24 protein-coding genes and 1 pseudogene are annotated in these 20884 nt (G+C 67.6%); 14 read left to right on the top strand and 11 right to left on the bottom strand.

Going from position 1 to position 20884, the window contains the following annotated elements; translation table 11 throughout:
• The first annotated feature begins 133 nt into the window (after positions 1–133).
• From RCH22_RS09285 to RCH22_RS09255, 7 genes are all read left to right on the top strand, one after another.
• Complete coding sequence (locus RCH22_RS09285; RefSeq protein ID WP_327013733.1) at positions 134–487, top strand: metalloregulator ArsR/SmtB family transcription factor; 354 nt, start codon at positions 134–136, stop codon at positions 485–487.
• Positions 488–501: 14 nt separating this feature from the next.
• Positions 502–1482: an SRPBCC family protein gene (locus RCH22_RS09280; RefSeq protein WP_327013732.1), complete on the top strand. Its 981-nt coding sequence runs from the start codon at positions 502–504 to the stop codon at positions 1480–1482.
• A gap of 56 nt (positions 1483–1538) precedes the next feature.
• On the top strand, positions 1539–2057 hold the full coding sequence (locus RCH22_RS09275) for an O-acetyl-ADP-ribose deacetylase (RefSeq protein ID WP_327013731.1): 519 nt from the start codon (positions 1539–1541) through the stop codon (positions 2055–2057).
• A gap of 128 nt (positions 2058–2185) precedes the next feature.
• The gene (locus RCH22_RS09270; protein ID WP_327013730.1) at positions 2186–2893 is read left to right on the top strand and encodes an MSMEG_4193 family putative phosphomutase; all 708 of its coding nucleotides are present in this window, start codon (positions 2186–2188) and stop codon (positions 2891–2893) included.
• 9 nt (positions 2894–2902) lie between these two features.
• Positions 2903–3475 carry a DUF3090 domain-containing protein gene (locus RCH22_RS09265; protein ID WP_327013729.1) on the top strand — a complete coding sequence of 191 codons (573 nt, stop codon included), beginning with the start codon at positions 2903–2905 and terminating at the stop codon, positions 3473–3475.
• Positions 3475–4263 carry an SCO1664 family protein gene (locus RCH22_RS09260; protein WP_327013728.1) on the top strand — a complete coding sequence of 263 codons (789 nt, stop codon included), beginning with the start codon at positions 3475–3477 and terminating at the stop codon, positions 4261–4263. The genes RCH22_RS09265 and RCH22_RS09260 overlap by 1 nt, the downstream gene beginning before the upstream one ends.
• 45 nt (positions 4264–4308) lie before the next feature.
• Positions 4309–5259 carry a pseudouridine synthase gene (locus RCH22_RS09255; RefSeq protein WP_327013727.1) on the top strand — a complete coding sequence of 317 codons (951 nt, stop codon included), beginning with the start codon at positions 4309–4311 and terminating at the stop codon, positions 5257–5259.
• A 9-nt stretch (positions 5260–5268) separates the two neighbouring features.
• On the opposite strand, the gene RCH22_RS09250 is transcribed toward RCH22_RS09255, so the two are convergent.
• Both RCH22_RS09250 and RCH22_RS09245 read right to left on the bottom strand, forming a co-directional pair.
• Entirely contained in the window at positions 5269–5739 is a 471-nt protein-coding gene (locus tag RCH22_RS09250) for a GNAT family N-acetyltransferase (protein WP_327013726.1), read from the bottom strand.
• A gap of 51 nt (positions 5740–5790) precedes the next feature.
• Entirely contained in the window at positions 5791–6612 is an 822-nt protein-coding gene (locus RCH22_RS09245; protein WP_327013725.1) for an alpha/beta hydrolase, read from the bottom strand.
• Between the two features lie 124 nt (positions 6613–6736).
• Between RCH22_RS09245 and RCH22_RS09240 the strand changes: the two genes are divergently transcribed.
• On the top strand, positions 6737–8107 hold the full coding sequence (locus RCH22_RS09240; RefSeq protein ID WP_327013724.1) for an NAD-dependent succinate-semialdehyde dehydrogenase: 1371 nt from the start codon (positions 6737–6739) through the stop codon (positions 8105–8107).
• A gap of 56 nt (positions 8108–8163) precedes the next feature.
• Here RCH22_RS09240 and RCH22_RS09235 read toward each other — a convergent pair whose 3' ends face one another.
• A complete protein-coding gene (locus RCH22_RS09235; protein WP_327013723.1) occupies positions 8164–9006 on the bottom strand; it encodes a Cof-type HAD-IIB family hydrolase in 843 nt (280 codons plus the stop codon).
• A 113-nt stretch (positions 9007–9119) separates the two neighbouring features.
• On the bottom strand, positions 9120–9263 hold the full coding sequence (locus RCH22_RS09230; protein WP_327013722.1) for a hypothetical protein: 144 nt from the start codon (positions 9261–9263) through the stop codon (positions 9120–9122).
• Positions 9264–9289: 26 nt separating this feature from the next.
• Here RCH22_RS09230 and RCH22_RS21180 point away from each other — a divergent pair.
• Positions 9290–9802, top strand: a pseudogene (locus tag RCH22_RS21180) (PspA/IM30 family protein); the annotation flags it as partial.
• 148 nt (positions 9803–9950) lie between these two features.
• Positions 9951–11228 carry an MFS transporter gene (locus tag RCH22_RS09220; RefSeq protein WP_327015488.1) on the top strand — a complete coding sequence of 426 codons (1278 nt, stop codon included), beginning with the start codon at positions 9951–9953 and terminating at the stop codon, positions 11226–11228.
• A gap of 27 nt (positions 11229–11255) precedes the next feature.
• Here the strand turns inward: RCH22_RS09220 and RCH22_RS09215 are convergent, their stop codons facing one another.
• From RCH22_RS09215 to RCH22_RS09200, 4 genes are all read right to left on the bottom strand, one after another.
• Positions 11256–11861 (bottom strand): hypothetical protein, encoded by a 606-nt coding sequence (locus RCH22_RS09215; protein WP_327013720.1) that lies wholly within the window; start codon positions 11859–11861, stop codon positions 11256–11258.
• Positions 11862–12039: 178 nt separating this feature from the next.
• On the bottom strand, positions 12040–12810 hold the full coding sequence (locus RCH22_RS09210; RefSeq protein ID WP_327013719.1) for a hypothetical protein: 771 nt from the start codon (positions 12808–12810) through the stop codon (positions 12040–12042).
• Entirely contained in the window at positions 12807–13268 is a 462-nt protein-coding gene (locus tag RCH22_RS09205; protein ID WP_327013718.1) for a DUF6114 domain-containing protein, read from the bottom strand. The genes RCH22_RS09210 and RCH22_RS09205 overlap by 4 nt, the downstream gene beginning before the upstream one ends.
• Positions 13269–13300: 32 nt before the next feature.
• Positions 13301–13897, bottom strand: a complete 597-nt coding sequence (locus tag RCH22_RS09200) for a DUF6230 family protein (RefSeq protein ID WP_327013717.1) — start codon at positions 13895–13897, stop codon at positions 13301–13303.
• A gap of 212 nt (positions 13898–14109) precedes the next feature.
• On the opposite strand from RCH22_RS09200, the gene RCH22_RS09195 reads away from it, so the two are divergent.
• Positions 14110–14721, top strand: coding sequence for a TetR/AcrR family transcriptional regulator (locus RCH22_RS09195; protein ID WP_327013716.1), 612 nt, complete (start codon positions 14110–14112; stop codon positions 14719–14721).
• 19 nt (positions 14722–14740) lie between these two features.
• Here the strand turns inward: RCH22_RS09195 and RCH22_RS09190 are convergent, their stop codons facing one another.
• A complete protein-coding gene (locus tag RCH22_RS09190) occupies positions 14741–14998 on the bottom strand; it encodes a PGPGW domain-containing protein (RefSeq protein ID WP_327015487.1) in 258 nt (85 codons plus the stop codon).
• Between the two features lie 188 nt (positions 14999–15186).
• Here RCH22_RS09190 and RCH22_RS09185 point away from each other — a divergent pair, with 188 nt between their 5' ends.
• Together RCH22_RS09185 and RCH22_RS09180 are read left to right on the top strand one after the other, a co-directional pair.
• Positions 15187–15885, top strand: a complete 699-nt coding sequence (locus RCH22_RS09185; RefSeq protein ID WP_327013715.1) for a CoA pyrophosphatase — start codon at positions 15187–15189, stop codon at positions 15883–15885.
• A 169-nt stretch (positions 15886–16054) separates the two neighbouring features.
• Complete coding sequence (locus RCH22_RS09180) at positions 16055–17791, top strand: DUF222 domain-containing protein (protein ID WP_327013714.1); 1737 nt, start codon at positions 16055–16057, stop codon at positions 17789–17791.
• Between the two features lie 65 nt (positions 17792–17856).
• On the opposite strand, the gene msrA is transcribed toward RCH22_RS09180, so the two are convergent.
• Positions 17857–18372 carry a peptide-methionine (S)-S-oxide reductase MsrA gene (gene msrA, locus RCH22_RS09175; protein WP_327013713.1) on the bottom strand — a complete coding sequence of 172 codons (516 nt, stop codon included), beginning with the start codon at positions 18370–18372 and terminating at the stop codon, positions 17857–17859.
• A 119-nt stretch (positions 18373–18491) separates the two neighbouring features.
• Positions 18492–20363 carry a DEAD/DEAH box helicase gene (locus tag RCH22_RS09170; protein ID WP_327013712.1) on the bottom strand — a complete coding sequence of 624 codons (1872 nt, stop codon included), beginning with the start codon at positions 20361–20363 and terminating at the stop codon, positions 18492–18494.
• A gap of 246 nt (positions 20364–20609) precedes the next feature.
• On the opposite strand from RCH22_RS09170, the gene RCH22_RS09165 reads away from it, so the two are divergent.
• Positions 20610–20879, top strand: a complete 270-nt coding sequence (locus RCH22_RS09165) for a metal-sensitive transcriptional regulator (protein WP_198413411.1) — start codon at positions 20610–20612, stop codon at positions 20877–20879.
• Positions 20880–20884: the final 5 nt, after the last annotated feature.

Here is a 20884-nt window from a genome sequence, read left to right as displayed (position 1 = left end):
GGCCCGGTTCAGGTGCGGTTCCTGACTGCCGGCGAATTCGAATTGGAGCGGTACGGCCGGGTTTCCGAAACCGGTCAAGACGAGCGCGGGAATCGCTTGCGCGATTCGTTGTGGCTGGGTAACATACAATCAAATGGTTGTATCAGAGCTTTCCGAACAGGACGTGAACCGCCTCTTCCGCGCCCTCGCAGACGCTACGAGGCGAGATATCGTGCGCCGCACGCTGGTCACCGACATCTCGGTGTCGCAGTTGGCGGACTCCTACGAGATGTCCTTCGCGGCCGTGCAGAAACACATTGCCGTGTTGGAGGAGGCGAGTCTGGTGACGAAGGAAGCACGTGGCCGTGAGCGGATGGTACGGGGAAACCTTGATCGCATCCGCCAGGCCCAGCGCCTGCTCGACCACTTCGAGGAGCTCTGGCATTCGCGCATCGACCGCCTCGACAGCCTGCTCGCGGAAGACTCTCCGGCTACACCTGGCACCTAACCGAAAGGATCATCATGCCCGTCACCTCCGTCGAGAAAGACCTCGACCAGCTCACGATCACGATCGTCGCCGACTTCCCGGTACCGCTCCGCCGGCTCTGGGATGCGTACACGGATCCGCGCCAGATCGAAAGGTTCTGGGGCCCGCCGACCTATCCGGCCACGTTCTACCGGCACGACGCTCTGACCGGGGGACGCAGCGTGTATGCGATGACCGGACCGGAGGGCGATACGCACTACGGCTGCTGGGACTGGACCTCGACCGACGCTCCCCACGCGTTTGAAGTGCTTGACAGCTTCTCGGACGCGGCGGGCGTGCCCAACGCCGACCTCCCCACCACCCGAATGGACTTCGCTTTCGAGGAGACGACCGGCGGCAGCCGCCTGAAGACGACGTCGTACTTCGGTTCCCTCGACCAGATGCAGCAGCTCATCGAGATGGGAATGCTCGAAGGCACCCGCCAGGCGATGTCCCAGATCGACCAGGTGCTGGCCGATCTGGCGTCATTCGCCGCCGACCACCTGGCGGAGGCGCAGATCCTCAGCGACACCCAGGTGCGAGTGGCACGGGTGATCCGCGGCACCGTCGACCAGGTGTGGCGGGCCCACAACGATGCCGCCCTCATGAAGCGGTGGCTCCTGGGACCGGACGGTTGGTCGATGCCCGTCTGTGAGATCGCAACAGCCGTCGGTGACAGCTACCGCTACGAGTGGCAGCGGGACGGCGGCGAGGAGCGATTCGGCTTCACCGGTGAGCTCCTCGAATCGATCGAACCGCACCGCGCGGTCACGACCGAGGCGATGATCGGGATGGACTTCCCGGCAACGCTCAACGAGCTGACCCTCACGGAAGTCGAGGGCGGAACCCTGCTCTCACTCGTCATCACCTACGCCGATGCAGAGCAGCGTGACGCGGTTCTGGCCACCGGCATGACCGGCGGAATGGAGACCAGCTACCAGCGCCTCGAGGGGCTGTTGCAGCCGACGCTGGCCTAGCTCCAGCCGTATCAGCCTCGTGCGTCTCCCGTGCACGAGGTTGGTAACGTCGGATCATGGCACTCATCGAGCTGGTCCGAGGCGACATCACGGCGCTGCCCGCGGACGCGATCGTCAACGCAGCGAATCACACGCTGCTCGGGGGCGGGGGAGTGGACGGTGCGATTCACCGGGCCGGAGGCCCGAGCATCCTCGCGGAATGTCGCCGGTTGCGTGCCACGACGCTGCCGGACGGGCTGCCGACCGGTGCCGCCGTCGCGACTACGGCGGGGCTCCTCCCCGCCCGGTGGGTCATCCACACCGTCGGCCCGATATGGGCGAAGACCCTCGATCAATCGGACCTGCTCGCCTCCTGCTACGTCGAGTCGCTGCGGGTCGCCGACGAACTCGGTGCCCGCCGCGTGACCTTTCCTGCGGTGAGCGCCGGCGTCTACGGGTGGCCGATGGACGACGCGGCGCGTATCGCCGTCGAGACGGTCGCCGCGAGCTCCACGGCCGTGGATGTCGTCACGTTCGTGCTGTTCAACGCTCACGCGATCGACGCGTTCCGGCTGGCGCTGGCCCGGCTGAGCTGAGCAGAGTCGGCGACAGGCCGAGAGTCAGCCGGCAACTCATCCTCGCATCACCGCGGGGAGGGCACTTCGCACGCATCGGCGCCCGATGGGTTCGGCGACACTGGTCGCCGACTCCCTAGGCTGTACGCATGGCCACAGTCATCCTCGTGCGGCACGGCCGCACCACCGCGAATGCCGACGGACTCCTGGCAGGGCGATCTCTCGGGGTCGGCCTCGACGCGATCGGGCGCACCCAGGCCGCGAGCGCCGGCGAGCGGCTCTCCGTCGTGCCTCTGGCCGGCGTGGTTTCGAGCCCGCTGCAGCGTTGCCGGGAAACCTCCCAGCTGATCCTCGACCTCCAGGGCGGAGCCCCCGCGACTCCCGTGGACGAGGACATCACCGAGTGCGACTACGGCGACTGGCAGGGCCGAACCCTGATCGACCTCTCCCAGGAGCCCCTGTGGACGGTGGTGCAGGCGCACCCCTCTGCGGTCGTCTTTCCCGGCGGCGAATCGATGGCCGCCATGCAGGCGCGGGCGGTCGCGGCCATCCGCCGCCATGATGCGATCTTCGAAGACGAGCATGGTCCCGGCGCGGTGTGGGTCGCGGTGAGCCACGGCGACATCATCAAGTCCGTCCTCGCCGACGCACTTGGGATGCACCTGGACCTGTTCCAGCGGATCAACGTCGGACCGGCATCCGTCTCGATCGTGCGCTACGGGCCCCATCGCCCGAGTGTCCATGCCATCAACACCGACGCAGGCGACCTGTCCTGGCTGGCGGCGGTCGGCCCGGTGGCCGATGCGCCGGTCGGCGGTGGGGCAGGCACTCAGCGGCCGCGGCAAACCGGAGCCTAAAATATCCCCATGCCTACAATCCTGCATGAGTTCGACTGGCCGGACCGGGTCGTCGTCGGTACCGTCGGCCGGCCGGGGTCGCGCACGTTCTATCTGCAGGTGCGCAGCGGAACCCAGATCGTCAGCATCGCCATGGAGAAGCAGCAGTCGGCGCTCCTCGCCGACAGCATCGACGAGATCCTTGATCAGCTGATGTCCACTGAGGGAAATCCCTTCAGCGTCCCCACCACGACACCTGTGGAGCTCGTTGACAACGAACCGCTCGAGCAACCCGTCGAGGAGGATTTCCGCACCGGAACCATGACCCTGGGCTGGGACCCCTCGACCGTGCAGATCGTGATCGAGGCGTTCCCGATCGTGGTGGTCGACGAGGATGGCCTCGGGGACGACCCCCTCGCCGTCGTCGATGCCGCAACGGTCGACCCCGAGCAGATGCTATTGCTGCGGATTCCGGTCGGCACGGCCAGGGCCTTCGCGAAGCGCACCCACGAAGTCGTCGGCGCCGGGCGCCCCCTCTGCCCTCTCTGCGGTGACCCCATCGACCCGGACGGGCACGACTGCGTGCTGCGCGACGAGCCCTGATGACGCCGGGCTCCGGCGAGCTCCAGGCCGGCGGGCTTGAACGCGGTGAGCTCGAACTCACGGGCCGTATCACGACGGCCTCGAACGCGACATTCCTCGGCAGCATCGGCGGAGTCCCGGTGGTGTACAAGCCGGTCGCCGGCGAGCATCCGCTCTGGGACTTTCCCGACGGGACCCTCGCGAACCGGGAGGTTGCGGCATACCGGGTCTCCGAGGCCTTCGGGTGGAAGGTCGTACCCCGGACCTGGCTTCGTGACGGTCCGATGGGCCCGGGGATGGTGCAGCTGTGGCAGGACGCGGATCCCGAACAGGACGCCGTCGACCTGGTTCCCTGGGAGGTCGGGCCCGGCACGGGCTGGCGCCGCGTCTTCGACGGCCGCGACGAGCAGGACCGGGCAGTCACGCTCGTGCACGAAGACTCGGTCGCACTGCGCCGGATGGCCGTGTTCGACATCGTCGTCAACAATGCCGACCGCAAGGGCAACCACATTCTCGCCATGCCGGATGGCCACCGGCACGGCGTGGACCACGGGTTGACGTTCCACGTCGAGCACAAGCTGCGCACGGTGCTCTGGGGCTGGCTGGGCGATGCCCTCAGCGCCGAGGAGCTCGATGGGGTCGATCGTGTGCGCGCGGGGCTCGATGGCGACCTCGGTGTCACCCTCGGGGGACTGCTCGACGCGGACGAGCTCGAGGCCCTGGCCGCCCGCTGTGACCGGTTGCGGGCGGCGGGTCGGTTCCCCGCCCCGCGCGGCCAGATGCCCGCGGTCCCCTGGCCGCTGTTCTGACCCTGCGACCCTGACCTGTGATCATCGGGTGGGTACGATCAGTGGATGCCCCCGCGTTCGCCCCTTCCGCAACGTCACGGGCTCGACGCGGCCTGGGTCTGCACCCCGGAGCGCGACCCATCGCGGCCGTGGCCGTGGCCGACCATGGGCGCCTGGCTGACGGAACGATTGGCGGGGTTCGTCGACGTGACCGGATTCCTGGCCGCGGAGCGCTTCGCCTACGAAACGGGTACGCCCGTCGCTACCAGCGACCCCTACCGGCCGCACACCTTCGTCTGGTTTCATCGTGATCTGGCCGCGGAGGCGGTCGTGCCGGGGACCATTCACGTGATCCACCGCGACGAACGGCTCGTCGTGATCGACAAACCCGCGTTCCTCTCCACGATTCCGCGCGGCCGGCACGTCGTGCAGAGCGTCGTGGTGCGCCTGCGCGCCGAGCTCGGCCTGCCCGAGCTCTCTCCGCTGCATCGGCTGGACCGGGTGACATCGGGGCTGCTGGTGCTGGCAACCGAGCGGCGCTGGCGCGGGGCGTACCAGTCGATGTTCCAGCGCGGTGAAGTCCACAAGACCTACCGTGCCCTGGCCCCGGCCCGACCGGGGATTGAGTTCCCCGTCACCGTCCGCAACCACCTGCTCACCCGGCGCGGCCAATGGCAGGCCGAGGTCATGCCCGGGGCGCCGGTCAACGCCGAGTCGCTGATCGAGCTGGAGACCTCGCTCGGCGATGCGGCCGTCTACCGGCTGACGCCGAGCACGGGACGCACCCACCAGCTGCGGATGCACATGCTGGGCCTCGGTATCCCGATCATCGACGACCCGCTCTACCCTGTGGTCCAGGACATCGCCATCGACGACTTCTCCCGGCCACTGCAGCTCCTGGCGCGCGAGGTGAGCTTCACCGATCCGATCGACGGGGATCCGCGCCACTTCGAAGGAGTGCGCACCCTGCCGGTTCTCCCGGAGACGGGTGCCCGGGAGACCGGTGCCTCGGAGTGAGTGGGCGACTCAGTCGAGGGTCTTCTTCATCTTGATCGACGTCGTCTCATAGTCCAGCGTCTCGTAGAGCCGCCGCGCCACCGTATTGAAACCGAAGACGCTCAGGCCGAGGGTCCGGGCGCCATGGGACTTCGCGAAGTGTTCCGCGAGCAACATGGTCTCCCGGCCCAGCCCCTTGCCGCGTTCGTCCTCATTGATGGAGATGTCCCAGACCCACCAATCCGAATCGTCCTCACCCTGGGCGCGGCCGATCCAGAGGTAGCCGACCGGGCGGCCAGGGCCGTCGTGCACGTCGAACACGTACTGACCGGATGCCGGTTGTCCGCCGGGGAAGGAATTTCCCAGACTCCGGGTGGCGAGCCGATGAGCGTCTGACGGGGAACGGCCGAGGCTGATCAGATCGGATGCGTACTCCTCCGCGCTGCGGCGCAGCCATTTCGGAAGACGTTTGGGGGACAGGGGTTCGAGGGTGACGGGCACGAGCCGAGCCTATCCGTCGGCTGAGGCCCGGTCACACCGTTCATGCGGGGCCTAGGTCGCGAGGAAGGCGAGGATGTCCTGGTCGAGCTCTGCCTGGTAGTCGCCATAGATGCCGTGCGGCGCGCCGGGATAGACCTTGAGGGTGCCGTTCTTGACCAGATCGATCGACTTCAGTGCTGCGTCGTTGATGGGAACGATCTGGTCGTCGTCTCCGTGGGCGATGAAGATCGGCACCTCGAGCGCCGTGAGGTCCGCGGTGAAGTCGGTTTCCGAGAAGGCCTTGACGCAGTCGTATGCCGCGGCGAGGTTCACCAGCATTCCCTGACGCCAGAATTCGCGCTTGGCACCCTCAGAAACGGCGCTTCCGGGCCGGTTCGCCCCGAAGAACGCTCCGGTGAGATCGATGTAGAACTGGGACGAATCGCTCAGGACACCCGCACGGATGCCGTCGAACACCTCGATCGGAAGGCCGTCGGGGTTGCTCTCCGTCCTCACCATGAGCGGCGGCACCGCGCCGGCGGTGATCACCTTGGTTACCCGGCCGACCCCATGCTGCGCCGCATAGCGCACCACCTCGCCGCCGCCCGTGGAGTGACCGATCACGGCGAGGTTCTGCAGGTCGAGCGACTCGACGAGTTCGGCCAGGTCCCTGGCATACGTGTCCATGTCGTTACCGGTATAGGTCTTCGCCGAGCGACCGTGCCCGCGACGGTCGTGCGCGATGGCACGGTATCCGTTGTCCGCGAGCAGTTTCACCTCGACCTGCCAGGCGTCGGACGAGAGAGGCCAGCCGTGGCTGAGGAGGACCGGCTGTCCTTCGCCCTGGTCGGTGTAGTAGATCTCGGTTCCGTCGGATGTGCTGAAGTACGGCAAGAAGGATCTCCTTCAAAGAATCGTCGGAATGAAAATGACAGAATAGCCCGGCCGCGTGCGTGCCGCTCGGACAGGTATGCTGCGAGTGCGTTCGGCGTTAACGAGGACACCCAGGGAGAAATTCATGAACAAGTACGTTGTCACCAACCCCGCCACGGGGACGAGCGGCCCCAGTTTCACGCTGGCGACCGACGACGAGGTTGTGGAGGCGATCGGCGTGGCGGACCGCGCCCACACGGAGTTCTCGCGCCGCACATCCGTCGCGGAGCGGGCGGCACTCATGCAGCGCGTCGCCGACCTGCACACCGAGCGTCGCGAGCACCTGGCCGAGCTCATCGTGCGCGAAATGGGCAAGCCCGTCGAGCAGGCCCTCGGTGAGATCGACTTCTCCGCCGACATCTACTCCTACTACGCGACTCATGGCGAGGCCTTCCTCGCCGACGAGCCGATCGAACTGCTGGGCGGCGAGGGCACCGCGTTCATGCGCAGCGCGTCCCTCGGCGTTCTCCTGGGCATCATGCCGTGGAACTTCCCCTACTACCAGGTCGCCCGTTTCGCCGGCCCGAACCTGGTGCTCGGCAACACCATTCTGCTCAAGCACGCCTCGCAGTGCCCGGAATCCGCCGCCGCCATCGAAGAGATCTTCACGGATGCCGGGTTCCCCGCCGGCGCATACCGGAACCTCTACGCGTCCAACGCCCAGATCTCCGACATCATCGCCGACCCCCGGGTGCACGGCGTCTCCCTGACCGGGTCGGAGGGGGCAGGTGCGGCCGTCGCGGAGGTCGCCGGCCGCAACCTCAAGAAGGTTGTGCTCGAACTGGGCGGATCCGACCCGTTCATCGTGCTCAGCACGGACGACCTCGAGGAAGCCGTCGACGCCGCTGTCGCGGCCCGGCTGGACAACTCCGGGCAGTCCTGCAACGCGGCCAAGCGTTTCATCGTCATCGACGGCCTCTTCGACGCCTTCACCGAGAGCTTCACCGCCAAGATCACCGCCAACGTGCCGGCCGACCCGACGTCACCCGAGACGACCCTGGGACCGCTCTCCTCCCTCGGCGCCGCCGAAAACCTCGAGGAACAGCTCCAGCGGGCGGAGGCCCAGGGCGCCACCGTCCTTGCCAGGGGAACGCGGGACGGCGCCTTCTTCTCGCCGACGGTGATCACCGGCGTCTCCCCGCGGAGCGACGCCTACCGGGAAGAATTCTTCGGCCCGGTGGCCGCGATCTACCGCGTGCAGGACGAGGCGGAGGCGGTGCAGGTGGCCAACGACATCCCCTACGGCCTCGGTTCCTACCTCTTCACGACCGACCCGGAGCAGGCACTGCGCGTCGCCGACCAGATCGAGGCCGGGATGGTCTTCATCAACGGGTCGCTCCTGGACAGCCCGGAGCTCCCCTTCGGCGGCGTGAAGCGGTCCGGCTTCGGCCGGGAACTGGGACGCTTCGGGATCGCGGAGTTCGCCAACCGCAAGCTCATCCGCATCCTGAAGTAGTCGCTCGAGCTTCGGCCGGGTCCCGATCGGGCCCAGCCGACACGGGGCGAGTCACCTCAACGGGCGCCCTGCAACAGGCCGGGGAAGGCGGCGAGGATGCTGGTGACGACACCGTCATGGTCGTTCGAAGGAGCGAGGTGGCGGGCGCGTGCACGGATGCTCGGATGCGCGTTGGCCATCGCATAGGACTCTCCGGCGGCGTCGAGCATCTCGGCGTCGTTGAGGTAGTCGCCGAACGCCATCGTCTGCTCCCGGGTGATCCCGAGTTCGTGCTGGAGGCGGATCAGCGCCCGCCCCTTGTTGACCCCAGGACGCATCACGTCGACCCAGTGCTCACCCGAGACCACGACATCGGCTTCGAGTCCGAGGCCGCGCAGGGACGGCCCGGTGTGCGCTTCCGCCGAGGCGAAGTCGTAGATCGCGAGTTTCACCACCTCATCGTCGGAGGACGCGGCGAGGACATCGTCGACGATCGAGAGGGCCTCGTAGTACGGCTTGACCTTGGCGAAGTACTCGGCGTCGGTGCGCTCGATATACGCCGTTCGCACCCCGCACACGACGATGCCCACGTCGGAGCCCGTGGCGGCTGCGGTGCGCACCCACTCGACGATGGCGGGGATGACGGACAACACGACGGGTTCCAGTGCGATGCTCGTGCCGTCGCGAACGACGTTCGTGCCGTTCTCGGCGATGAACACGAGGCCCTCGCGCTCGCCGAAGGTTTCCCGCAGGGTCTGGTACTGGCGTCCGCTGGCAGGGGAGAACGTCACTCCGACGCGGAGCAGGGCCTCGAGCACGGGCCAGAAGTCGTCGGGCACCCGGCCGGAATCATCGAGGAGGGTGCCGTCCATGTCCGAGACGATCAGGCGGATATCGGCGGGTTCCTGGAGGTGAGTCACCCTCTCCATTATCGAGGACAGCTCGGGGCGCACCGACCGTCTACCGTCGGCCGGCCGCGTGCGGTTCAGATGTGGTCATCCGGGGGGCGCAACCTGGTCGCGATACCGGGCGTTCACTGTGTCGTGAGCGCGCCGTCGACCATCGAGTGGACCTCACCGATGATGTCCTGCTGGCGCTGCGTTCGGAGGTCGACCGCGAGGTCGAAGCCCTGGACGCCGGAGTCCGGGAGCTGCACGAACTTAACGGGCACGATCACCGTGACGTGACCAGGAGGAAGGACTCATGACCGCCTCATCTCGACTTCGCAGCATCTTCCGGAGCAAGACCTCGCGTGCACTCGACCGGCTGGATAACCCCGGCGAGGCTCTCGACGACAGCTACGAGCAGCAGCTGAAGATGCTCCTGCAGGTGCGGCAGGGACTCGCCGAGGTGACGACGGCGAAGAAACGGATCGAGCTGCAGGGGCAGGAGATGGGAGCCCGGTACCAGCGGTTGGCCGACCAGGCCCGGGAGGCCTTGGACCAGGGACGCGAGGATCTCGCCCGGACCGCTCTCGAACGCCGTTCCTACCGCGAGACCCAGGTCGGTGCCATTGGTGAGCAATACGCCTCGCTCGAAGGGCAGCAGGTGCAGTTGCAGGACAACGAGCGGCGACTCTCCGAACGGGTGACCGCGTTCCGGACCCAGAAGGAGACTCTCAAGGCCACCTATGCAGCTCCCGAGGCCCAGGCGCGGGCGAATGAGGCAGCGGCCGGCATCGGTTCTAATCTGGGTGATATCGGCGCCAACCTCGATCGGGCCAGGGACCGGGTCGCGCAGGTGCAGGCGCGTGCTGCCGCGACCGATGAACTGCTCGCCCGAGGAGTCCTGAACGATCTCACGGCGCCCGCGGACGAGGACCTCGCCCGGACCCTGAGGCAGAACCGGAGGAACCATGTCGGCCATGAACCCCGCGGCGCGGCGCGTGCAGAGGATCTATCTGATCCTCCTGCTCGGCAACACCCTGGCCGCGTCTTTCATCTGGGGCATCAACACGCTGTTCCTGCTCGACGCCGGCCTGTCGAACTTCGAGGCCTTCGCCGCGAACGGATTCTTCACCGCCGGGATGGTGCTCTTCGAGATCCCGACCGGAGTCGTCGCGGACACGGTCGGGCGGAAGGCGTCCTACCTGCTGGGCACGATCACGCTCTCGGTCGCCACCGCGCTGTACTGGTTGCTCTGGCTCTGGCACGCGGCCTTCGGCTGGTGGGCGCTCGTGTCTGTGCTGCTCGGGCTCGGCTTCACGTTCTTCACCGGTGCGGTGGATGCCTGGCTCGTCGATGCGCTGACCTTCAGCGGGTACACCGACGGCCTCGAGGCGGTATTCGCCAGGGGACTCGTCGTGACCGGCGTCGCGATGTTCGCCGGGTCGGTCCTGGGCGGCGTGATCGCCCAGGCAACCAATCTCGGCGTCCCTTTCCTGCTGCGCGCCGGGATGCTCATCGTGATGCTCGTTTTCGCGGCGGTCGTGATGAAGGACCTCGGATTCACTCCGGACCGATCCCAGGGGCCGGTGAAGGCGACCAGGACCGTTCTCGCCGAGTCGATCGAGCACGGCCTGCGGAGGCGCTCCGTCCGATGGGTGATCCTGTCCGCGCCCTTCGCCTCCGGGGTCGGGGTCTACGCGTTCTACGCCCTGCAGCCCTACCTGCTGGTGCTCTCCGGCGACCCGTCCGCGTACTCGATCGCCGGTCTCGCCGCGGCCGTGCTCTCGCTCGCGCAGGTTGCGGGCGGGGTGCTGGCCCCGCGTATCCGGGGAGTGTTCCGCCGGCGGACGACCACGGTGATCGCGGCATCCGTCGCGAGCATCGTCGTGCTCATCGCTCTCGGGCTCACCAGCCTCTTCTGGCTCGCGATCGTGCTGCTGGTGCTCTGGGGGTTCGTGTTCGCCGTCGCCGGCCCGGTGCGGCAGGCCTACCTCAATGACATGATCCCGTCGAAGCAGCGCGCGACGGTGCTGTCGTTCGACTCACTGTTCGGCAGCCTCGGCGGGGTCTTCATCCAGCCGACACTCGGCCGCGCCGCCGACCTCTGGGGCTCCGGAACGTCGCTCGTGATCGGCGGCCTCATTGAGCTGATCGGCATCCCGTTCTTGTTCGCCAGCCGGCGCCAGCGCGATCCGGCCGACACCATCAGCACCCTGCGGGCGGATGCCGCGCCGCAGGAACCCGAGGCGCACTGACTGCCGGTCGAGGCCAGGGGCGAGACTTCAGCTCTGGGACTCTCCGGCGCCGAGCGGTTCGCCTCCACAGGCCGCTTCGGGAGGGACCCACACCCAGGGCAGGTAGAACGACTTCTTGATCAGGGAGGCGAGCATGGTCGCAAGGAGGCCGCCCGCGATCGCGCCGCAACCGCCGAGGAAGAGCCAGACCGCGGTCGACCGGTCGCCGCGCAACCCGTCCGGCCAGCCCCCGGCCGTCATACTGCGCACGGGCGCGGCGATCAGGGCGACCCAGGCCGCCAACGGGAGCAGGAGCCACAGCGCATGCACCCAGAGCGCGAGGGGCCGGTAGACCGCGACGGTCGAGCCGCCTCGCATGAACGTCGTCTCCCGGCCGTGATACTGGCCGCGACTCAGCTGATACCCGGGGAAGAGGAAGCCTGCCGCGACCGGCATCAGGCAGGCCGGAATGCTGACCAGGAACGAGAGGACGGACATCTCGCGTTCGATGAGGCCGAGTTCGGCTCGGTATGTCACCGTGCCGTCGGTGAGTGCGCCCGGCACATCCGACGGGATCGTCGCCATCCTGTACAGCGTGTAACCGAGCACGGCAACGGCGTCGGCGGGCCGGCGATAGGACGATTTGGAACTCACGCGGTAGGGACCTTTTCGCTCTTAATGTCCGCATCCGCTCTGCAGTCGGCGTCGGCGTGACCCGGTGGTTGCGCGCCTACGAATCCCCGCTGCCGTCGTAAGAACCACCGGGAGAGCGCCTGATCCGCCAGCGCGGGGCGGTCGCCTGAAGCGACCGGCCCCGCGTCCTGCCATGCTGTCAGCTCACGCTCTGATGCACCTGGCTGTAGCCGATGGAATCCGCCATGGTCCCCACGAGCCCGAGCGTCACGGAGCCGAGTGTCGACGGTAGCCCGCCCGGCGGGGGAGTGGCTGCTCCGAAGCTGACGCTGGTCCCGTCGGGCAGGGTCGCGGTGATCGAGTCCAGGTAGACCTGCACGTTGCCGTGCAATTCCATCCGCGGGGAGCTCGTGACGAGGCCGGAGCCGGATGTCGACCGCACGTCGATGACGGCGTCCGTCAGAATAATGTCATCGGCCACGATCCTGAGCACGGGCACGGTGGTGCCGTCGGCGTTGGACGCAGTCACGACCGTCACTGAGGCGTGCCCGGTGATGGTCATCGAGGATGCGCCGAGTTGTGCCGCCGGGTTGCCGAACACGGGTGCGTTCGGGTCTGGCACGGCGGCAACCGCCGCCGCGGCCGCGGTGTTCGGGCCCGGAGCCGTAACGCCCGCGGTCGGCCCGGTGAGGGGGACCTGGATCGGGACAACGACCGGAGCCGGATCGACAGGAGTTGGATCGACCGGAGCTGTCGGGACGGTGGTGGGGGTCGCATCCGCCACGGTTGGATCAGCCGTCGTGCTCGGGGTCGGCGTCGGGACACCGCAGCCCACGAGGAGCAGATCGCACGGCACGACCTGACCCGGAGCCGGCATCGCCGCCGCCCCGATCGCCGACATCGACAGCACGAGCCAGACGCCGACGACGCGCGGTCGCAGATCGCGGGTGCGCCCGCGGCCGCGCATCACAGGGCACGCCGCGGACGCGAGCGTTCTTCGAAGAGCTCACCCAACTGGATGTCGGGCTCCTCGAACGGGCTCGCAAACACCGCGACGGCGGTTCCCGCCCTGGCCGGCTTCGGCATCCAGGCGACGACCAGAATGCCGCCGATCGCACTCAGGACCATCCCGATGAAGAATCCGCCGAGGTTGACGCCGACCAGCGAATAGATCGAGAACACCAGTGTGATCACCCCGTAGAAGATCCGGTGCGTGGGCATCGCGATCGCGAGGATACCGAGCAGCACCACGATGATCGGGATGATCATCGCCTGCATGCCTTCGATCCCGACCTGCACGTGGATCGTGCCGACGTCGAGCTGGCCGGAGAAGAACATCTCCACTCCGGCCAGCACGACGAGGATGCCACCGACGAACGGTCTCTGACGGCACCAGGCAGTGAATGTGGCCCACGTGCTGGTTTTCATCCGGTCTCCTCCGTGGTGACGGGGTGCTTCGATTAGAAGCACTCAGTTCCGTTGGTCAGCTGCAGGTGCATACCGGTCAGGGTGAACACCGAGGCCTGGGTGCTCCACGCCGTCTGCTGAAGCCCGGCGACCTTGATCGTGTCGGCGTCCTGGGCGAAGTCGCCCGTCGTGCCCTTGGCCGCCGTCTTCACCGCGGCGGCATCCACGCCGATGCGGATGTTGCCGAAGGTCGCATCACCCTTGAGGTCGGTCATGCCGATCTGCAGGTCGGTCGCGGTGGCCGGCTTGCCGCCGCCGCCCGCACCGATGAGCAGGCCGACCTTGCCGAGTGGGGTCACGGCGACCACGGACTGGCACAGGTCGGCCAGGCTCGCGGTCGCGATGTTCGCGATCGCGACGGGGTGGTACGTGCCCGTCTTGCCTTCCTGGGCGACGCCTCCGTACTGCGAGAAGCCCGTCCCGTCGAGCTGGGAAGCGCTGATCTTGAACTGGCCTCCCGACACTGCGAACGAGACGGGGACGGCGCCGTTGGCCACCCCCGCCATGAGGACGGTGGACAGCAGGGCCACGGGAACCGCAGCGAGCACGATCCGTCCGGCGTGGGTGCCGGTGAGCTTGGTGAACTTCATAGATCCTCCTTGATCTGGGCAAACAGTCCGGCGGGTCGTTATTGACTCGCCAACCAATAAGCGCTGTTGACGAGTGTACTAATAGCCCGATTTGTGAAACATCACGGTTTGGCAACGCTTTTCGCGATCTGCTAACCGGGCACTCGAGTGGGAGGGCCCGGTTCGAGGGACGCCGAAGACGGCCCGCTGCCGAACACGGATATGCTCTAACCATGGAAACGGAGCGGCGAACGCGGCTGACTCCGGATGAGCGGCGAGCCCAGCTGGTCGCGCTCGGGGTGAAGTCCCTCGCGGACCAGCCGCTGGAATCCCTCACCATCGACTACCTTTCCGCGCGGGCCGGCGTGTCCCGCGGGTTGCTGTTCCACTACTTCACATCGAAGAAGGGCCTGCACCGTGAAGTGGTGCGCACGGCCCGCGACGCCATGCTGGACGCGACAGAGCCTGCCCCGGAACTGCCGCCCCTCGAACGGCTCCGCGACACCCTGACCCGGATCGTCGGTTTTGTCCGCGAGTACCGCGGGACGTTCTTCTCACTCGTGCGCGGTGTCGCGAGCGGCGACACGGAGGTGCGCGAGGTGCTGGAAGAAGCACGGGCAGCCCAGGCCGATCGCGTGATCACGGTCTTCCTGGAACTCGGAGTCGCGGACTCGGAGTTGCTTCGCCTCGCCCTGCGCTCCTGGGTCGGATTCGCCGAGGACATCCTCGTCGACCTTGCGCTCGACACCGAGATGCCCTCAGAAGAGATCGTCTCGTTCCTGGAGCGGAGCGTCACGGCGATCGCGGCATCCGTTGACCCGCAGAACGCGATCGCTCGCGACTGACGTTCGTCGTGGATCCCGGTCAGTCCTGGCTGGCGTCCCTGCGGTCCTTACGCAGCTGGGAGACCTTGGCGGCACCCCGCCTGGCGAGGTCGTTCGCCCGGCGGCTGACCTTCTTCGCGCCGTCGAACTCGGTGCCGAGCAGCGCGAGGCCGCCGAGGCCGATCAGCGCGCCGGGCCCGGGGAGAGGGATGAGCACGATACTCAGCACGACGGTTCCCCCGCCGATGACACCGACGGAAGTGCGGTAGACGCGGTCGACCGTGCGATTGCGGCCGATGAGGTCGCGGGCGGACTGGGCTACGGTTCTGACCGGAATGCGCCGAGTGTAGCCGACCCGTCTGGGCTCCCGTCAGGGGTGGGTGCCGGCGACGTGTGCATCGTGTACATCAGGTTCGGTCGGCGTTGAGCGCCCTCGCGACGAGCGTGAGTTGGCGCGCGTCGGGTGAACTGGCTTTGTAGGCTGGCATGATGTTGCCCACGACGGATGACCCTCGACGTCAGCTCGCGGCTCTGTGTGAGCGCGGCCTGGACTGGCACACCGGGGTGACGCGTTCCCTGCCGGATTCGGTGCGGGCAAGGCACGCTGCGGTGCTCGTCCTCTTCGGGGTGCTCGACTCTTCGCCTGCCCAGTCACCGGTGCAGGGAGGCGCGCGAGCGCAGGTCCCACGGGACCTCGACGTGTTGCTGCTGCGTCGTGCCGCAACGCTCGGGAGCCACCCGGGCCAGATCGCCTTCCCGGGCGGCCGGCTCGAAGCGTCCGACGCCGGCCCGATCGCGGCCGCGCTGCGGGAGGCCGTCGAGGAGACCGGCCTCGACCCGGAAGGTCTCGAGCCGCTCGGCACCCTGCCGCCACTCCCCGTGCCGGTGAGCAACCATCTCGTGACGCCGGTGCCGGCCTGGTGGACGCGCGAGTCGGAGGTGGCAGCCGTCGATCACCTGGAGACGGTTGACGTCTTCCGAGTGCCCGTCGCAGACCTGCTCGACCCCGCCAACCGGGTGAGCACGGCTCACACCGTCGGGGGAGCCGCATACCGTTCGCCGGCCTTCACCGTCGGCGGGCGTCTGGTCTGGGGATTCACGGCGATCGTACTTTCGCGGATGTTCGACGAACTGGAGTGGGCAGAGCCGTGGGACCAGAGCAGGGCGGTCCGGCCGGAGCTCTAGCCGGAGCGCTGAAGGGAAGTTCGGCCGAAACGTCGGCGTCGGGCGGATGGCTGGCTTCCGAGGCGCAAAAATACTGGAGACACTCCTCCACAGGTGCCTGATCAGCCGCAGTTTCCACAGGGTTGAGTTTTGCTCAGGGAGTGTGGGTGGGCAGTCGTACATTGGGGTCATGGACAACCGCCCCGCGTCGCCCGCGTCGCCCGAGTCGCCCGAGCCGTCCGATCAGCTGCGGGCTGCTGGGTCGCTCGGCGTGCTGCTTGGCGAGCTGTGCGCGGTGGCGGATACCGTTGCAGCGCTGGGCGGGTCGTCTTCCGAGTACGACGCTTTCACCGATGAGGAGGTGTTGACCAGCCAGAACCTGATCGCCGGCGCCCGGCGCGGGCTCGAGACCCGGGCAGCGTGGGTCGCGGCTACCCTGGCCCGGCGGTCCCGGCCGGAACTGGGCGGGTCGGGCCTGGCGGCACGGCAGGGATTCCTTTCTCCGGAGGAGATGATCCAGAAGCTGACCGGATCGAACAAGGGCGATGCGGTCAAGCTCCTCGCCGTCGGGCGCCTGCTCGCTGAAACCGATGCCGCCCAGCAGACCCTGGACGGTACCCTGCCCGTTCCCGCGTCCGACGATGATCAGCCCGCAGAGCCCGGTGAGGGCGATGGCACCGGCGACACCTCTGATACTGGCGAGGGCCGCACACCTGAGGCGCCGCCAGTGCCGTCGGCTGCCCTGCCGTGGCACGCGCCAATCGGCCGGGCCCTGCACCCGGGCCGGCTCACCGTGGACAAGGCCGAATCACTGCGGAAGGGCCTGGGTGACCTGGACCAGGCCATCACCGCGGAGAAACTCGCCGCGGCGCTGGCCGCACTTCTGGTCGAGGCGGAAAACCTGAACGCCGATCAGCTTTACAAGCGGGCCCGCCGGGTGCGGGACCTCCTGGACGTGGCCGGCATCCAGGCCAGGGAGAAGGCCGCCTACGACGAACGGTACCTGCGGGTCTGGAAAGTCCGGGACGGACGAGTACGCATGACCGCCCTGTACTCACCGGAGGACGGTGAGTACATCATCTCTGCCTACGACGCTGTGACGAGTCCCCGGCGGGGCGGGGTGCGTTTCGTAGACAAAGAGCAGGCAGCCTGGGCGAAGAAGATCAAGGACGACCCGCGCAGTGTGGACCAGATCGCCGCTGACGGGTTCCTGGCCGTGTTCAAGGCCGGCGGCGACGCCGATCCCCGCATCGTCTTCGGCGGACGCCGCTCCGCCGTCCGCATCCTCACCACCCGAACCACGGGGACAACGTCAATCGGGAGTACCCCGACTCCCACTCAGAGCGAGACGTCCGACCCGGGTACTGTGCGGCCTCACACCGCAGGCACTGCCGGGGTTGCCGCCGAAACTCACGCCCCGACGGAAGATCAGCCTTCTCAACCGGCCGCCGGGGCACCCGAGACCGGGCCGGGGGTGATCGAAGGCACGATGGTCGCCGTATCGGCTGCGACGGTCGAACGAAACCTGTGCGACACCGGAGGCCTCGCCCTCACCTTCGACCAGCACGGGCACGGCGTCGACCTCGGCCGTGAACAGCGGCTCTTCTCCCTCGGCCAACGCGCCCTACTCGGCGCCCGCGACGGTGGCTGCCGATGGGCGGACTGCGACCGGCCGCCGTCCTGGACCGAGGCTCACCATCTGCTGGGCTGGAGCGACGACCACGGCCCAACCGACCTCGCCCAGGGCATCCTGCTCTGCAGGCCGCACCACCTGAAGCTGCACAACGAAGGCTGGCGGATCATCCTGATCGACGGAGCGTACGGGCTGAAACCGCCGTCGAGCATCGACCCAGACCAACATCTCACCGTCTTACCGCCGAACAACCCGTCCCTGCCCGAGAACGGGTCCGGGGGCATCGCGTCCTGATTCGCTGCGACGACGCAGCGCGACCGGCCCCGGCGATCGTCTCGCCGGGGCCACGCGGACAGGCGTCAGACGACGGATGTCTCCGTGCGGGCGGGCAGGCGCCAGCCCGGCCGGACATAGTGGCAGGTGTACCCGGCCGGGTACTTCTCCAGGTAGTCCTGGTGCTCGTCCTCGGCTTCCCAGAAATCGCCGGCAGGCTCGACCTCGGTGACGACCTTGCCCGGCCAGAGACCGGAGGCGTCGACGTCCGCGATCGTGTCGCGGGCGACCCGTTCCTGGTCGGGCGTCGTGTAGTAGATCGCCGAGCGATAGCTGCGACCGACGTCGTTGCCCTGCCGGTTCTTCGTCGACGGGTCGTGGATCTGGAAGAAGAACTCCAGCAGCTCGCGGTAGCTGATCACCGCGGGATCGAAGACGATCTCGACGGATTCGGCGTGGTCACCGTGATGACGATAGGTCGCGTTCGGGGTGTCGCCGCCCGAGTAGCCGACCCGCGAGGAGATGATGCCGGGGCGCCGGCGCAGCAACTGCTGCGCTCCCCAGAAACACCCTCCGGCCAGGATCGCTCGTTCTGTACTCATGATTCCTCCACATACGTTGGGGTGACCGCCTGCTGCGTTCTCACGTCGCTCACGGGTCAGTGGATAGAACACCGCTCGTGTCGCAGATGTTCCATCACCGTGCCGACGGCCTCCGAGCGCTAGTCGCGGCGGGGGTGGCGCGGGGCGCGGTCCTCGCGGCGAACCGGGCCGCTGTTGTCCGGCTGGATCTCGATGAGCTTGCCGCTGATCCGTGTTCCCACGAGACGGTCCAGGACGTCCTGGGACAGGTTCTCCGGCAGCTCGACGAGCGAGTAGTCCGGGTTGATCTGGATGTGCCCGAAGTCCTCGCGGCTCAGCCCGCCCTCGTTCGCGATCGCGCCGACGATCTGGCGTGGCTCGACCTTCTGGCGCTTGCCGACCTCGATCCGGTAGGAGACGAGCGGGATGGTGCTGTCGCGGGGGCGAGGTTCGGGGCGCTCACTCTTGCGCGGGCGGTCATCGCGGTCCCAGCGGTCGTCGCGTCCGCCACGGTCGTCCCGCCCGCCGCGGCTGTCGCGGCTGTCGCGGCTGTTGCGATCGTTGCGGGGCGCATAGCTGCCGGTGTCACTGCGCTCGGAGCGTTCGCGTTCGTTGCGTTCGCGTTCGTCGCGGCGCTGGTTGCGGGCGTCCTGCTCGGAGAGGAGCAGCGGGGTCTCACCCTGGGCGACGACCGCGAGAGCTGCGGCGACGTCGGCCTCCGGCACGTCGTACTGTTCGACATAGTGGGCGATGATGTCGCGGAACCGGTCGACGCGGGCGGTCTGGCCCAGCGCCTCGGTGATCGCGTCATCGAAGCGCGCCAGGCGGGTGATGTTGACGTCCTCGACACTCGGCAGCTGCATCTGGGTGAGCGGCTGGCGGGTCGCCTTCTCGATGGCGTTGAGCAGGTGACGCTCGCGGGGAGTGACGAAGCTGATCGCGGCACCACTCCGCCCGGCGCGGCCGGTGCGGCCGATGCGGTGCACGTAGGACTCGGTGTCGATCGGGATGTCGTAGTTGATGACGTGGCTGATGCGCTCGACGTCGAGGCCGCGAGCGGCGACATCCGTTGCGACGAGGATGTCGAGCTTGCCAGACTTCAGCTGCTCGACCGTGCGTTCACGCTGAGCCTGCACGACGTCACCGTTGATGGCGCTCGCGGAATAGCCGCGCGCGCGAAGCTTCTCGGCGAGGGTCTCCGTCTCGTTCTTGGTGCGGGTGAAGACGATCATGCCTTCGAAGTTCTCCACCTCGAGGATGCGGGTCAGCGCGTCGACCTTCTGCGGGTACGAGACCATCAAGTAACGCTGGGTCGTGTTCGCCGAGGTCGTGGTCTTGGTCTTGACCGTGATCTCTTCGGCGTCGTGCAGGTACTTCTTGGCGATGCGCCGGATGGATGCGGGCATGGTCGCAGAGAACAGCGCGACCTGCTTGTCTTCCGGGGTGTCGGCGAGGATCGTCTCGACGTCTTCGGCGAAGCCCATCTTGAGCATCTCGTCGGCCTCGTCGAGTACGAGGTACTTGAGCTCGGACAGGTCGAGGGTTCCCTTGGCGAGGTGGTCCATGATGCGACCGGGTGTACCGACGACAACGTGGACGCCGCGACGGAGCGCGGAGAGCTGGACGCCATAGCCCTGTCCGCCGTAGACGGGGAGGACGTGCACGCCGCGCATGTGCGAGGCGTAGCTTTCGAAGGCCTCGCAGACCTGGAGTGCGAGCTCGCGGGTGGGGGAGAGGACGAGGGCCTGCGGGTTTTTCTGCGCCATGTCGAGGCGGGACAGGATCGGCAGCGCGAACGCGGCTGTCTTTCCGGTGCCGGTCTGGGCGAGGCCGACGACGTCGCGTCCGGCGAGCAAGGGGGGAATGGTCGCGGCCTGGATGGCCGAGGGAGTTTCGTACCCGACGTCCTTGAGGGCTTTGAGCACGGCATCGGTGAGGCCGAGCTCGGAGAAGGTCTTCGCGACGAGGGCAGTTGCTGCCTCGCTCGGCGCTGTTGTATCAGGAGGCGTCATGTTATCAAAGGTAGTCGGTCGAAGCTCACCCCCCTATTAGAGAGACCGGGTCATCGGGACGAATCGGGCCGTATGCGTACTATAGGGGGGTATCGGGTGTACCATAGGGGGGTATAAGGATCCGACGAGGAGGACAGAGCGATGACGGATATCCGTTCAACGGAGGACAGTGCGACCGCGGTCGGTGCGACCGCAACGATCGCCGCCGAGGCGAGTGCAGACTCGCACAGCGGTCCGCATGGCTACATGTCAAACAAGGACGCCTACCTGAAACGGCTCCGCCGGATCGAGGGCCAGGCCCGCGGGCTGCAAGGCATGGTCGCAGACGACAAGTACTGCATCGACATCCTCACCCAGGTGTCGGCGATGACGAGCGCCCTGCAAGCGGTCGCTCTCGGCCTGCTCAACGACCACCTCAGCCACTGCGTGGTTGAGGCCGCCGTAAAGGGCGGCGACGAGGCCGACGCCAAGGTCAAAGAGGCCTTCGACGCCATCGCGCGGCTCGTGCGGTCCTGAGCCAC

The organism is Cryobacterium sp. GrIS_2_6 (assembly GCF_035984545.1).
Taxonomy (GTDB): domain Bacteria; phylum Actinomycetota; class Actinomycetes; order Actinomycetales; family Microbacteriaceae; genus Cryobacterium.
The sequence above is the reverse complement of the archived record's forward strand: the minus strand, read 5'-3'. Positions and strand labels throughout refer to the sequence as shown.